Source organism: Chloroflexota bacterium (assembly GCA_034717495.1).
GTDB lineage: Bacteria > Chloroflexota > Anaerolineae > JAAEKA01 > JAAEKA01 > JAYELL01.
Genome location: JAYELL010000056.1, coordinates 22,974 through 37,509, shown reverse-complemented (window position 1 = coordinate 37,509; position 14,536 = coordinate 22,974). Strand labels below are relative to the sequence as shown.

The 14,536-nt window shown below is 59.0% G+C and carries 13 protein-coding genes; 10 read left to right on the top strand and 3 right to left on the bottom strand.

What is annotated here, in order from left to right:
- Nucleotides 1–150: 150 nt before the first annotated feature.
- A complete protein-coding gene (locus U9R25_11000) occupies nt 151–1,104 on the bottom strand; it encodes a glycosyltransferase family 2 protein (GenBank protein MEA3336429.1) in 954 nt (317 codons plus the stop codon).
- Nucleotides 1,105–1,173: 69 nt separating this feature from the next.
- Entirely contained in the window at nt 1,174–2,052 is an 879-nt protein-coding gene (rfbD, locus tag U9R25_10995; protein ID MEA3336428.1) for a dTDP-4-dehydrorhamnose reductase, read from the bottom strand.
- 293 nt (nt 2,053–2,345) lie between these two features.
- On the opposite strand from rfbD, the gene tdh reads away from it, so the two are divergent.
- From tdh to U9R25_10980, 3 genes are read left to right on the top strand one after another with little or no spacing between them, the layout of a single operon-like run.
- Nucleotides 2,346–3,422, top strand: a complete 1,077-nt coding sequence (gene tdh, locus U9R25_10990; GenBank protein ID MEA3336427.1) for an L-threonine 3-dehydrogenase — start codon at nt 2,346–2,348, stop codon at nt 3,420–3,422.
- Complete coding sequence (locus U9R25_10985; protein ID MEA3336426.1) at nt 3,403–4,596, top strand: glycine C-acetyltransferase; 1,194 nt, start codon at nt 3,403–3,405, stop codon at nt 4,594–4,596. The genes tdh and U9R25_10985 overlap by 20 nt, the downstream gene beginning before the upstream one ends.
- A 39-nt stretch (nt 4,597–4,635) precedes the next feature.
- Nucleotides 4,636–7,353, top strand: coding sequence for an HAD-IC family P-type ATPase (locus U9R25_10980; GenBank protein ID MEA3336425.1), 2,718 nt, complete (start codon nt 4,636–4,638; stop codon nt 7,351–7,353).
- On the opposite strand, the gene U9R25_10975 is transcribed toward U9R25_10980, so the two are convergent.
- The gene (locus U9R25_10975) at nt 7,350–7,646 is read right to left on the bottom strand and encodes a hypothetical protein (GenBank protein MEA3336424.1); all 297 of its coding nucleotides are present in this window, start codon (nt 7,644–7,646) and stop codon (nt 7,350–7,352) included. The genes U9R25_10980 and U9R25_10975 overlap by 4 nt on opposite strands.
- 142 nt (nt 7,647–7,788) lie before the next feature.
- Between U9R25_10975 and U9R25_10970 the strand changes: the two genes are divergently transcribed.
- Genes U9R25_10970 through U9R25_10940 form a run of 7 tightly spaced genes read left to right on the top strand, consistent with a single transcriptional unit; the run spans nt 7,789 to nt 14,369 of the window.
- A complete protein-coding gene (locus U9R25_10970) occupies nt 7,789–8,175 on the top strand; it encodes a DUF3467 domain-containing protein (GenBank protein MEA3336423.1) in 387 nt (128 codons plus the stop codon).
- A gap of 14 nt (nt 8,176–8,189) precedes the next feature.
- Complete coding sequence (locus U9R25_10965) at nt 8,190–8,846, top strand: haloacid dehalogenase (protein MEA3336422.1); 657 nt, start codon at nt 8,190–8,192, stop codon at nt 8,844–8,846.
- A complete protein-coding gene (locus tag U9R25_10960; protein MEA3336421.1) occupies nt 8,833–9,096 on the top strand; it encodes a hypothetical protein in 264 nt (87 codons plus the stop codon). The genes U9R25_10965 and U9R25_10960 overlap by 14 nt, the downstream gene beginning before the upstream one ends.
- Nucleotides 9,096–9,863: a L,D-transpeptidase family protein gene (locus tag U9R25_10955; GenBank protein ID MEA3336420.1), complete on the top strand. Its 768-nt coding sequence runs from the start codon at nt 9,096–9,098 to the stop codon at nt 9,861–9,863. Before U9R25_10960 ends, U9R25_10955 begins: the two co-directional genes overlap by 1 nt.
- 21 nt (nt 9,864–9,884) lie before the next feature.
- A complete protein-coding gene (locus U9R25_10950; GenBank protein MEA3336419.1) occupies nt 9,885–10,826 on the top strand; it encodes a glycosyltransferase family 2 protein in 942 nt (313 codons plus the stop codon).
- Entirely contained in the window at nt 10,819–11,919 is a 1,101-nt protein-coding gene (locus U9R25_10945; GenBank protein ID MEA3336418.1) for a lysylphosphatidylglycerol synthase transmembrane domain-containing protein, read from the top strand. Before U9R25_10950 ends, U9R25_10945 begins: the two co-directional genes overlap by 8 nt.
- Nucleotides 11,916–14,369, top strand: a complete 2,454-nt coding sequence (locus U9R25_10940) for a hypothetical protein (GenBank protein ID MEA3336417.1) — start codon at nt 11,916–11,918, stop codon at nt 14,367–14,369. The genes U9R25_10945 and U9R25_10940 overlap by 4 nt, the downstream gene beginning before the upstream one ends.
- Nucleotides 14,370–14,536: the final 167 nt, after the last annotated feature.

Sequence of the window (14,536 nt, the reverse complement as noted above, 5' to 3'; positions counted from 1 at the left end):
GTGCCTTCGTGGTCCAAACCTTCGCGCCCTTCGCGCTTCGTGACCTTCGCGCACCTCCGTGCCTTCGTGGTCCAAACCTTCGCGCCCTTCGCGTCCCTCCGCGCCTTCGTGGTCCAAACCTCCGCGCCCTTCATGGTCCAAACCCCCGCCTCACACCAGCAGCTTCTCCAACCGCGCTGCCGGCACACCGACATTGCCTTGCACCACCTTTCGCTGCGCCCTGGCTCTGGCCAATCCCCGAAGCCCGTCCCATTGCCCTCTCAATCGTGCCCGGGCCGCCACGCCACGCCACGCCCCCAGTGCCTCCCAGGCGATTCGCAGTTGCGCACCTGTAATCGCGCGCCAGTGCTTTCGCAACAGGGCAGCCGGCCAATTGCGTGCGATCACCCAGATCGTATTGCGGCCGACGTAGTAGCTGGCCAGGGAACCGCCGCCTGTGGCGCTGACCATGTGATAAACACGGGCCTCGGGCACGAACAGACACTTCCAACCCAGTAGTTGCAATCGCCAGGCCAGATCAACATCCTCCAGGTACATGAACAGCCCCTCATCGAAGCCACCGGCTTCTTCCCAGGCCTCTCGCCGGTAAGCCGCGCCGCCCCCGTTGGCTCCGAAGACCCAGATATCCTCATCGTACTGCCCCTCGTCCTTCTCCCATACACCCCGATTGCGGGCAATCCCATCGGCGCCCATCAGGTCTCCGGTGGTGTGCAGAACATCCCGGCGGTCGAACAGAAGCATCTTGCTGGAGGCCGAACCTGCTTCAGGGTGAGCCATCAAAGCGCCCACCAGTGCCTCCAGCCACCCAGGCTCAACCTCCGTATCATTGTTCAGCAGCACCAGCACATCGCCTCTGGCCTCAGCCACGCCCGCGTTGCAAGCCGACACGAAACCGCTGTTCTGCGTCAATGCCACCACCTGGACTTCCGGAAATCGCTCGGCCAGGAATTCGACCGAATCATCGCTGGAAGCATCATCCACAACGATGACTTCGAAACCTTCCGGAGGAAATGATTGCTGCCGCAGCGCCTCCAGACAGGTCGCCAGCAGTTCCCTGCCGTTGTAATTCGGTATGATCACCGACGCGAAAGGCAACTCGGACATAAGAATATCGGAAAGCCTGTCAAACAGATAGTCGCAATAACCAAATCGGGCCGGCCGGACAGGGCCATCTCAGCCACCCGTCCCGTTGGCTTCGCGCTCGAAATAGGCCGCCAGAGCCTTCTCCCAGGGACGCAGCGTGATTCCCAGGGCTGGACCAATGCTGTTGAGTATGATTGCGTGAGGCGGCGGCACAGTTCGCCGGGGCCACTCACCCGATGAAATGGGTGTTACCGGCACATCGGAACGGCCCGATTGGCCCAGCAACTCGACAGCCCACTGATAGCGTGAGCAGTAGCCGCTGTTGATGAGATGGTAGATTCCGTAGTGCCCGGAATCGATCAATTGAACGATGGCTTCCGCCAGGTCCACAGCGTAGGTGGGGCTGCCAAACTCGTCGGCCACCACTCGCAGCGCGCCATGTTTGTCGGCGGCCGCCTGTATCTTCGTGATGAAGTTGTTGCCACCGTTGTTGTAGAGCCATGCGGTGCGTGTAATATAGAAGCGCCCCGGAAGAAGATTGCGCACCACAGCTTCGGCGGCTTCCTTGCTACGTGAATAGCTGCCACTGACCGCTCCGGGCCTGTCCCATTCCCGGTAGAAACGACCTGATTCTCCCGGAAATACCTCGTTCGTGCTGACGTGCAGCAGGGCAGCCCCGCTCCGTTGGCACGCCAATGCCAGATTCTGCACACCTGTAACGTTGACTGCATAGCAAGCGTCGGGCCTCTCCTCAGCACTGTCGACGTCGGTCCAGGCAGCAGCGTTGATCACCACCTCGGGCCTGTGATCGCAGACCTGCTCGATGATCCCGGGTTGAGTCATGTCGATTTCGGGATAGTCCAGCGCCAGCAGTTGACGGTCGGAAAGGGCTGCCGTCAGCGCACGGCCCAGCTGGCCTCGATATCCGATGACTACAATTCGCTGCGGTGGGGGCATGTTCGCTACCATGGAATAGGGCCGATTCTCCTGTTGGATGAACGACGAATGCTGAAAACAACTTTCGTCAACAGACGGTTGAGTTGCATCTTTCGATTGCCCGATTATTGTATCATCTTCGCCACCGTCCGGCAAGGAGGTGTGTCCAATCTCGACCTTTGCGAAAGACCCATTAGCGGCTATACTATAGCATGAGGAGCAGGAGACTGGCCGCCAGTGTCGCCGGAGTTGGTCGACCTCACGGTTCCTGAACTTTACCCCAGACAGACCCAGTCGGCCTACCACGTCAAACCGGAGTGATCGCTATGTCGAAGACGATGAAAGCTGTGATCAAACCTGAACAAGCCCCCGGCATGCGTTTAGCTGAGGTGCCGATTCCCGAGATTGGACCCACCGATGCGCTGATCAAGGTCCAGGCAGCCTCGATCTGTGGTACCGACCTGCACATCTACAAGTGGGATCCTTGGGCACGCAAACGGATCCGCCCGCCACTGGTTGTCGGCCATGAGTTCTGTGGCACCGTAGTTGCCACAGGGCGCGACGTTCATGAGGTCAAGGAAGGCGATTTCATCTCGGCCGAAAGCCATATCATCTGCGGCCATTGTCCGCAATGCCGTACCGGCAATGGACACATCTGCCAGAACCACCAGATCATCGGCGTCGACCGCGATGGCTGTTGGGCTGAGTATATTGTCATGCCCGAATATAACCTCTGGCCCAATCCCCCCGACATGCCTCCGGAAATCGCGTGCATGCTGGAGAATTTCGGCAACGCGGTCCATACTGCTTTCGCCACCGACCTGACCGCCAGAAAGGTTCTCATCACCGGTTGCGGCCCCGTGGGCCTGATGACCGTTGCCGTTGCCAAAGCCGCGGGCGCCCGGGCCGTTTACGCCACCGACATCAGCCCCTACCGGCTACGATTGGCCCGCCAGATGGGTGCCACCCACACCCTCAACGTCGCGGAGGTCGATGTGGTCGAATTTATTCTGGATGATACCGCTGGAGAAGGAGTCGACGTTCTCCTGGAAATGAGTGGTGCTTCGTCGGCCATCGACCAGGGATTTACCGTGCTTCGGGATGGCGGTGAAGCAGCGCTGCTGGGCCTCACCGCAGCTCCCATCGGCTTCGACATCAACAATCACATTATCTTCAAGGGCGCCACCGTATACGGCATCACCGGTCGAAAGCTGTGGGACACCTGGTTTCGCATGAGTGGCTTGATCGACGCCAACGCCGTCGATCTTGGCCCGCTGGTAACCCACCGGTTTACCCTGGAGCAGTGGGAAGACGCCATCACCGTCATGGGCAGCGGTGCCAGCGGCAAGGTGGTGATGTTCCTGAATCAGGAGGAAAGTAGCAATGACGACAGCAAACGATAATCTTGCCTGGCTCGATGCGGAACTGACAAACCTGGAGGAGAGTGGCCGGTATACCCACATTCGCACGTTGGATTCCCCTCAGGGCGCCTGGCTGGTTGTGGACGGCAAAGAGGTGCTGAACTTCTGCTCAAACAACTATCTGGGTCTGGCAAACCATCCCCGAATTATACAGGCCGCCCGGGAGGCCATTGGCGCCTACGGTGTCGGACCGGCGGCAGTCCGCACCATTGCAGGTACGATGACCCTGCATGAGGACCTTGAGCGCAAGCTGGCCGAGTTCAAAGGTGCCCAGGCTGCCATCACATTCCAGAGTGGTTTTTCTGCCAACATAGGCACGATCCCAGCGCTGATCGGCAAAACCGATCTTATTATCAGCGACGCGCTCAACCACGCCAGCATCATCGACGGAGTGCGCCTGACCAAGGCCAGTCGTGCCATTTACAAGCATTGCGACATGGCCTCTTTGCGCGAGGTACTGGAAGCCAACGCCGGCCGGTACGAGCGCATGTTCATCATCACCGATGGCGTATTCAGCATGGACGGCGATATCGCTCCCCTGGACCAGATCGTGACACTGGCTGAGGAATTCGGGGCGCTGACCATCGTAGACGACGCCCACGGTGAGGGCGTCTTGGGCCGGGGAGGCCGCGGCATCGTCGATCACTTCGACCTGCATGGCCGGGTCGACGTCGACATCGGTACGCTGAGCAAGGCTTTTGGCGCCGTGGGAGGTGTGGTCGCCGGCTCACAGACGCTGGTGAACTGGCTGAAGCAGCGTGGACGGCCCTTCCTCTTTTCCAGTGCAATGACGGTACCCGATGTGGCAGCCTGTATCGCCGCAGTGGACATCCTCTCCGAATCGACGGCACTCGTGGATCGTCTCTGGGAAAACGGCCGGGCCTTCCAGGCAGAGATGCAGAAATTGGGCTTCGACACAGGCAAAACCCAAACGCCCATCACGCCGGTCATGTTGGGCGACGAGCTGTTGGCGCAGGCATTCAGCCGGCGGCTCTATGAGCAAGGGGTCTTCGGTACTGCAATCACATTTCCTACCGTGCCGCGGGGCCTGGCGCGCATCCGGGTAATGATCTCCGCCGCGCATAGCCAGGAAGACCTGGAGACTGGCCTGGCGGTCTTTGCCAGGGTGGGAAGAGAGTTGGCAGTAATCCAATGATCGAATTGTCCGACCAGGGAAAAGGAAAGGAACGAGCATATGCATGACGAATCACTGGTCTGGCATGAGCTGACCATCGATGAGACGGCCAAAACCCTGGGAGTCGATCCAGCCATCGGCCTTAGTGGGGCAGAGGCATCCGAGCGGTTACAGACCTACGGACCCAACCAGTTGGCCGAGGAAGAAACAGAACCTCGCTGGCGAGCATTCCTGCGCCAATACCGGGATTACATGCAAATCGTATTGCTGGGCGCGGCCCTGGTCAGTCTGCTGGCGATCCAGGACATCGCCACGGCGACCCTCCTTGTGTTACTCACGATCTTCAACGCCATCATGGGCATGCGCCAGGAAGCCAAGGCCGAGGCCAGTCTCGCTTCCTTGAAGGAGATGTTGCAGATCGATGCAAGAGTACGTCGGGAGGGACAGATCACTGAGATTCCGGCCGAAGAACTGGTGCCCGGGGATGTCGTGCTCTTCGAGGCCGGAGATCGAATTCCAGCTGATGGTCGTCTCAGTATAGCCGCTGCCCTGGAGATCGAGGAGTCGGCCCTGACCGGCGAAAGCACACCGGTGGCCAAGAGCATAGACCCAGTCACCGGCGACGATGTACCGTTGGGGGACCGCATCGACATGGCCTACATGCAGTCCAGCGTCACCAGAGGACGCGGTGAAATGCTGGTGACCGGAACCGGCATGAACACCGAGGTGGGCAACATTGCCGGCATGCTTCAGAAGACGGAGGTGGAAAAGACTCCTCTCACCAAGCAGATCGACCGCTTGACCCTGATGATTGCCGGGCTCGCTGCACTGGCCCTGGTTGCCATTGTGGTCATCGGCCTTGCTCGAGGCGAGACCATCGATGAGCTGTTTGTCGTTGGCATTTCTCTGGCTATCGCTGCCATCCCCACCGGTATGCCGGTCGTAATCACCACCATGCTTTCGATTGGCACCTCCGAGTTGGCCCAACGCAACGCCATTGTCAAACGCCTGCCGGCCGTCGAGACGCTGGGATCAACCTCGGCCATCTGTTCAGACAAGACAGGCACCCTCACCCTCAATCAGATGACGGCGCAAACTCTGTTTACCGCAGATTTCAGACTGAACGTGACCGGGGAGGGTTACGACACCACCGGCCAGATCCAGCAAATCGGTGGTCAGGAAATAGATGATTTGGGGCCAGTGCTCATGCCCATGGCCCTGGCTTCGGATGCCGTGGTTAAGGACGGGGAACTGATTGGCGATCCGACCGAGGGCGCGCTGGTTGTTCTTGCTTCCAAAGGTGGTCTCGACGTGGAAGGCACCCGCCAGGCGTATCCCCGCATTGCCGAGGTACCCTTTGACTCCGCCTATAAGCTGATGGCCACCTTCCACAACATGACCGATAACGGAAAAGAGGTGGTCCGCTGTTACGTCAAGGGCGCTCCGGACGTATTGACGGCTCTTTCCTCCCACAGCCTCGACAGAAACGGCCAACTCGTTGACCTGGACGATGAACGGAAAGCCAGGGTAATGGAAGGCAACGACCTCCTGGCCAGTGAAGGTATGCGGGTCATGATGGTCGCCCAAAAGGATTTCGATCCCCGGACCTTCGACGCCAACAGCGATGACCTGCTATCGAAAATCGAAGGCCTTTCCTTGCTGGGCATGGCGGGCATCGTCGATCCACCTCGCCCCGAAGCAAGAGATGCCATCGCTGAATGCAAGAGCGCCGGGATCCAGGTGCGCATGATTACCGGCGACCATGCCACCACGGCAGCCGCCATTGGCAGTCAGTTGGGTATCGAGGGACGGGCCATCACCGGCGCCGAATTCGAGCACATGAGCGACCAGGAGGCCAAACAGGAGATCGACGGAATCGGCGTCATCGCCCGGGTCGCTCCCGAACACAAAGTTCGCCTGGTCAAAATTCTGCAGGAAAAAGGCAACATCGTCGCCATGACAGGCGACGGTGTAAACGACGCGCCGGCGCTGAAGAACGCCGACATCGGTGTCGCCATGGGAATCACCGGAACCGACGTTTCCAAGGATTCGGCCGCAATGATCCTCACCGACGACAATTTCGCCACAATTGTGGTGGCGGTGGAGCAAGGCCGCGGCATCTACGACAACCTCTTGAAGTATATTCGCTTCCAGATGGCAACCCTGATGGGCTTCATCCTGACCTTTCTGGGATCCTCGCTTTTCGACGTGGCCGGAACGGCGTTTTTTGCCCCCTTGCAGATCCTTTGGGTGAACTTTCTCGTGGACGCCCCCATCGGCATGGCCCTGGGCTTCGATACCCCCTCGCCAGGATTGATGGACCGAAAACCGCGACCGGCCAGCGACCCGCTTGTCGGCAAGCGCATGGGAGCCCGCCTGATTCTGGTCGGCTTCTTCATGGCCGCGATTACTCTGGCCACATACACATGGGCCGAAACCCGCTTCGCCTCTGCAATGATTGCTCAGACCATGGCGTTGATTACCTTCTCCCTCTCCCATCTGTCTGTGGCGCTCAATCTGCGACATCCCACAGAAACCGTCTTCCGTGACGAGACCTTCTCCAACAAACGACTGCTTCTCACCTACGGTTTCGTGATCCTCATGGCTGTGTTGGTAACCGAACTACCCCTCTTCCAAAACATCTTCGACACGACCTCGTTGACAGGCCAACAGTGGGTAATCTGCATCGCCGTCGCAGTATCCATGCTCTTCCTGGGCGAGATCGGCAAGTGGATCATCAGACTGGTGATGGGAGAATCGCAAGAGAGCGAAGTTTAGAGAGGACGCTCAGACAAACCCATGGCAAAGACCTGATCACAGCGCCGCCTGAGATCTTCGTACCCTATTCGCACGGCCGCATACCACATCCGCCAATCGGCGTTCAGCATGTCGTCAGGATGCGTACCGTGGCCGGGCAATAGTAACCCTCGAACGGTGAGGCCCTGGCTGGCAAGATAACGCCCCAGGCCATGCACTTCCTGGGCGCTTGCGGTAAAACCGTGGATCAACAGGCAACCCACATCGTTTCCTGGGTAGAAAAAGGGCTCTGCGCCCGGCATTAGCTTGGCCATTTTCCCATTGTACTGTCTGACATGGCTAACTGCCAAGTAGAGGTAACATTCGCCAAATCGCTCTCTTCTATGTTAGAATAGACGCGGCGCCTAACCACAAAGCGCCGTGTCTTTTTCTTTGATCTTGTGGAAGGAAACAGCTGTGGCGGAAGAAAAAAAACGAAAGCCCCGTCGAGTCAACCTGGAACTGCCGCAGGAGTTGGACCCCACCTACGCCAACTTTGCAGTAATCAGTCACACCCCCAATGAAGTGGTGATCGATTTCGCCCAATTGCTGCCTGGTATGCCCAAAGGACGGGTCAAAGCCCGCGTGGTTCTCACCCCCACATCCGCCAAAATGGTCCAGCAAGCCCTGAGACAGAATCTCGAAAAGTTCGAAGGCCGTTTCGGCAAAATACCGGGTCCCGATCGCCAGAGCAACACCTTCGATTCTGGATCAGGCTCCCTGGGCGGTATGCAATGGAGCGTTGGCTCCGAAGACGACGACGAACCCGAAGAGAACTCAGCCCCGCCAGAGTCGGGTGAATAGGATAGGGAACGATCTTGGATCAACTTGCCGACATCATTGAATCGATACGTTCCGATCTCACCGAACGCAACGATGTGCGTGATAGAACCTTGCGGCGTTCCCGCGAGCTGATTCGCCTTTGCGCGCACAGCATCCGCGCCGTTCATCGCCACGACCTGGAGACGGCCAGCGAGCTGCTGGCCGAGGCACGCGAGGCCGCTGCTCTGATGGTCGCCGACCTGGAGGCAATGCCGGACCTGTTTTATACCGGTTATACGCAGGATGCTCTCAAGGAGCTGACCGAGGCCCACGTGGTATACGCGCTCGTCGCGGGCAATCCATTGCCGACCCCCCAGGAGTTGGGCGTGCCGTCGGGCAGTTATCTCAAAGGGACGTCGGAGGCAGCCACTGAGATGCGGCGTTTCGTGTTGGATCTGATTCGCCGGGGCCGCGTCGAAGATGCCGAGCCCTACCTGGCAATCATGGACGACATCTACAGCCTGCATATCACCATCGATTTTCCCGATGCCATCACCGGCGGACTGCGGCGCCAAACCGACGTGCTCCGGGCTACGCTGGAACGCACCCGCGGTGATCTGACAATGGCCCTCCGGCAGGAACAGATGCGAGAGGCCCTCCTGGCCTTTGAAGCCCGGGTTATGAGTGATCAACCCTCCAATGAGCAGGGATAACGACAGCATTTTACGGGCCAGCGAGATTGGCGAATACCTGTATTGCTCGCGGGCCTGGTGGCTCCGTCGGGTCCGAAATGTGCCATCTGATAACGTGGCTTCCCTCCAGGCTGGCCAGGATGAACATGACCGGCATGCTCGTTCCGTGGCAGGCTATCATCGCCAGCGCCGTCTGGCTTTCCTCCTGGGAACTCTTGCCCTTCTCACCGCTGTGGTTGCTCTGCTGATGGCCCTGGGAGGCGCATCCTGATGTCGGATCGCCTGTTGCGGTATTTGCGCCGAGCTGCCATTCTGCTGGTTTTCTTCGGATTCGCCCTTGCGGTCAGTTGGCAAGCCATCAGCCTGTTTTCACGGGAGGGGCAGGCATTGGCCCCCGTCGTGGGGCAGTTTTACGTCGGTGAGAATTGGATGTCCACACCCACCGCTCGGCCTTTTCCCACGCCAACCGCGACATCCCTGGCAACCTGGACTCCCCAGCCTACATCGGCGCCCCTCGATGAAGACAGCCATGCCCCACCACTGGCCACCCCTTCCCCGGTGCTTCCTACCCCGGAACCGTTCCTGATCGAGGTTGCCGAAGACCACGGCATTGACCCCGCCGGCTCCTTCGTGATTATCAACCAGAACTCCCAGCGCATGAGTATTGTGCAGGATGGCTATCTGCTGCAGGAACTGAATATAAGCACCGGCGACCCTGATCGGGGCTGGTTCACACCAGCCTGGAGTGGCGAGATCGGAGATTTCTGGGGTACCTTCGCCGCAAACGGAGTCATGGCCGACGATGCCTGGTTCCTTTTCAAGGCAAGTGGCTCCATCCTGATCCATAGTTTACCCTATACCCTCACCAACAGCGGTGAGAAACTTTATCAGGGAATGCCCGATCTGGGGACCTTTCCGGCATCCCGAGGCTGTATTCGGCTCGCGCCCGAGCAAGCAAGTTGGTTTTCCAATTGGGGACCGGCAGGTGTAGCCATCGTCGTATTGCCATGGGACGGTGGCACCGGACGTGAAGGCTAACCCCACCTCCGGCTCAGAATCATGAAGCTCATCGTCCAGATACCATGTCTGAACGAAGAGGCCACGTTGCCTGCCACCGTTCGGGACATTCCCCGTTCCATCGATGGCATTGACAACGTAGAGATTCTTGTCATCGATGACGGAAGTTCCGATCGGACAGTCGCGGTCGCCCGCGAGCTTGGCGTGGAACACATCGTACGGTTTCGACAAAATCGTGGGCTGGCGGCGGCGTTCTCGGCTGGCCTGGACGCCAGCCTTCGCCTGGACGCTGACATCATCGTCAACACCGATGGCGACAATCAGTATGCCGGTAGCGATATCAGCAAATTGGTGGCACCGATCCTCTCTGAACAGGCCGACATCGTCATCGGTGATCGACAAATCGACACGATTCCCCACTTTTCGACCACCAAAAAACGCCTCCAGCGCCTGGGCAGCTGGGTAGTGCGCCAGGCGTCGGACACCGATATACCCGATACCACCAGCGGCTTTCGGGCCTACAGCCGGGAGGCAGCCATGCGCCTGAACGTTGTCTCCGATTATTCCTATACCCTGGAAACGATCATTCAGGCAGGCAAACAGCGGCTGGCACTGACCCATGTGCCGGTCGGCACCAATCCGGTCACCCGGGAGAGCAGGCTGTTTAGCAGCCTGCCTGGCTACCTGCGGCGATCTGGCGAGACCATCGTTCGCATCTACACCATGTATCAGCCGTTGCGTGTTTTCGTGATCGCCGGGTTGATTCTGCTTTTCGGCGGCTTTCTGCTCTCCCTGCGCTACGTCTATTTTGTTACCCAAGGCGAAGGCACGGGCCACGTGCAGTCGGTAATTATTGCGGCCGTGCTGCTGATTGCTGGATTCCAGGTCATTCTGATCGGGCTGCTTGCCGATCTGATCGCCGTCAACCGCCGTCTGAGCGAGGATATCTTGCTGCGAGTCAAACGGTTGAGGCACGATGGCTAAAGCCAGGCGTCTGGTACCCTATCTGTTGGCGTTGCTTCTGGTGGTTCTGCTTCTCTGGCAGATCGACCCGACGACCGTATGGCGTCTTTTGTCAAACATCGATCCATACTGGCTACTGATCGGTTTCGGCTTTTATGTGCTGACCAACATCCTCCGCGCCTTTCGATTCAGCGTCCTCATGGATCTGGATGGTTACGACGACGGAACAGGTTCGCCCTTGAGCGAGAGCCAGAAAGAACATGCCAGCCAATCCTGGTACTCACCTCTGCGCATATTGCCCGAGATGTTTGCCCTGAGTCTGTTCAACAATGTGCTGCCTTCTCGCAGTGGCGAGCTCTCTTTCCCCTATTTTATGGTGCGCCGCCATGCTGTGCCGGTCGGCGAAAGCAGCGCTGCCCTTATCGTGGCCCGAGTCTTTGACTATCTGGCTGTAGCAGTGCTCTTTGTCGGTTTTGCCCTGCTGAATCTTAATAAGCTGAGCGAACGCGCTGAATCGGTCGTTTCGATCGTGGCAGCGCTGCTTTTGGTCTCGCTGGTGATCCTGGCCGCGATGCCCTGGTTGGGACGGCAAATCATGCGCTTTGCCCAGGGACTGATGCAGAAACTCGGGGTCGAAAAGCTCCGCTGGGTGAAGTACTTGTTGCGTGCCGGCTGGCGGGCGGTCGAGGCATTCGAGGAGATGCGCTCCTTTCGCACCTACGGCTTGACATTCGGCTGGTCTTTGCTGACATGGCTTGCCACCTTTGCCTGGTTTGCCGCCTTCATGCAAGCTATCGGCCTGCCTCAGGCATATCCCCTCGTCATCGTGGGCGGCACCTTTGCCATGTTGGCCAAAGCCATACCCTTCGTCACGGTCGGTGGCTTCGGCGCCCATGAGGCAGGTTGGGCCCTTGGCTTCAGCCTGGTGGGCATGGAGACCGCGCTGGCGATCGCCAGTGGCTTTGCCGTCAATATCCTTACCCTGCTCGCATCGCTGGTTTTTGGTGGCGCATCCCTGCTGTGGATGCGCTTCCACGACAGACGAGCCTCTGAATCATCACAGAAAAAGATGTGCCTCAGGGAACCCGCTATGAGCAGCGAGGTGGATGCATGAAGTCCGCTATTCGCGGCCATTGGCCCATAGTATTGATCCTCGCTGTGTTCCTGGCTCTGGGTATCATTTACAGTGTGATCAATCCCCTATTTGAATCGCCGGACGAGGTCTGGCACTATGAATACGTGCGTTGGCTGGTCGAGGACAGGGGGTTACCAAGGCCGGAACAGGTAGGGGAAGCCCCCTGGCACCAGGAAGGCAGTCAGCCGCCTCTTTATTATTTGACAGCGGCACTGCTGACCGGCAGAATCCCAACCGACAATGCAGATGAGATCATTCGCTACAATCCCCACGCAGCCATCGGGCAACCCGGGTCATCGGGCAACAAGAATGTTATCGTGCACGGACCCGCAGATTCCTGGCCCTGGCAGGGAGTAGCACTGGCAGCCCACCTGACTCGCTTTTTTTCACTCCTGCTTGGAGCGGTGACGGTGCTGGCAGCCTACGGCACCTCCCTGGCCATTTTCCCCAACCGCCAGGCCCTTGCCAGCCTGGCAGCCGCATTGGTCGCCTTCAACCCCCAGTTCCTTTTCCTGAGCGCGGCCGTCAACAACGACAGTCTCGTCATTGCCGCCAGCGCTTCGGCAATCTGGCTGATAATCATCATGTTGGGCCGTCAGGAACCGGCACCCCCTGGCAGCACCATCCCCGTTACCCCTGCCCTCAGAAGTGGCACGGTTGCGGTCGAAGATACCTCTGTGAGAAGCCAGGATAACGCACTGCGCGTGACCCCGCGCCAGGCAGCGCCGACCACCGCCCAACTGGCCCTTCTCGGCCTGCTGGTGGGGATCGCTGCCCTGGCAAAGCTCAGCGGTCTGGCTCTGGTGGGATTGGCGGGGCTGACCCTGCTGATTATCTCGATCCGCCGGGAATCCCTGCGTGAATTACTGCGATGGGCCTTGATCGTCGGTGTGGTAGTGCTGGCGGTTGCCGGCTGGTGGTACTTGCGCAACTGGCAGCTTTACGGTGACCCCCTGGGCCTCAAGGCCATGTTTGATATCTTGCCGCGCCGGGCTGAACCCCCTACAGTTGATGAGCTGCTCTCGCGGGCCCCCGGTGTCTGGCAATCGGCCTGGGCTGTTTTCGGCTGGTTCAACGTACCGGCCGATAAATGGATCTACTCATTCTACACAGCGATTGCCCTCTTTGGTGCCATCGGTTTGCTGGTAGTGTGGCCCCTGCGTTTCATAGCTGGCCGCAGGCGTGGACCCAAACAACGAACACCCAGGTTTGGCGGACGATCCCCCGCGACGCCGGGCAACCAGGGCTCGCGGCGTCGCACTTCCAGTCGACCTTCCGCTGATAGGTATACCCTCAGGTTACCCCGCCACACATGGCTCCAGCTATTCCTCCTGGTGGTTTGGTGTGTCGTGATCCTGCTGGCCCTGCTCAATTGGGCCCAGATGCGCTATCCCCAGGGCCGGTTGTTGTTCCCGGCGATCAGCGCCGCAGCTGTTCTCATCGCCTACGGGCTGGCAGGCTGGGTCCCGCGCAGCTGGCAGACCGGTCTTGTCGCCGTCCTGACCCTCCTGATGTTCCTTTTTGCTGCGTTGGCTCCCTTCCGATGGATCGCTCCCGCCTATGCTGCGCCCCCCATGATGCGATCCAAACCAGCAGGTATTACCGCGGTCGACGCCACCTTCGGCGACCAGATCAGGCTGGCTGGGTATCACCTCGAAAACCAGGAGGCGCGCCCGGGCGAGGAGTTGCATTTGACCCTCTACTGGCAGGCAATGCAATCACTGCCCGCTGACTATAGCGTATTCGTGCACCTGGTGGATGAAAATGGTATCCTGCAGGCCCAGCAGGATAGCTATCCTGGCGAAGGTGCCCTTGCCACCAGCGACTGGCCCCTGGGCGTCCTGATCCCCGATCAACATGTCGTGCGAATCCCCGAAACCGCCCCTGCACCCCATCGATTAAAAGTGAACGTCGGCCTTTACGATTACGACTCAAACGAACGACTCACTGTGGGCGATTATGACCATTGGACGGTCGGCCAGGTTGCATTGTTGCCCCGCAGCGAAGCGGGCAAATTCCCCAACCAGGTCTCTATCAACTTTGATGATCAGATTGCCCTGCTCGGCTTTGATTTCGACCGGCGCGTCATGGCGCCCGGCGAGTCTCTTGCATTAACCCTCTGGTGGCAGGCATTGGCGGTTCCAGCCCAGGATTACGTGGTCTTCACCCATCTGGTCCTGCCACCTTCATCTGTATGGGCCCAGTCGGACGAGATGCCGCAGTTGGGAGCTGCGCCGACCTCCGGCTGGCAGCCAGGCCAGCAGATCGAGGACCATTACACCCTGACCCTGCCGCCAGACGCGCCGCCCGGAGTCTACTTTGTCGAAATCGGCATCTATGACCCGGCTACCAACGACCGGCTGCAGGTTGATTTCAGCGACAAGGGCATCATTTTGGGACAGGTCAAGGTTGAGAAACCGCAACCATAAACGTCTGATGGTAACTCATCGACGGGCAATTGGCAGTAGTTAATGGCGGAGGACGCATTCTCAAATGTGCCCGGCGACAGCACTAAAGAGGACTCGCTTATGGTAAATGCCGGTTGAAAATCATCAGTAACCTGTTCTTGTAACCAAAAAGTTCCCATCTTGATTTC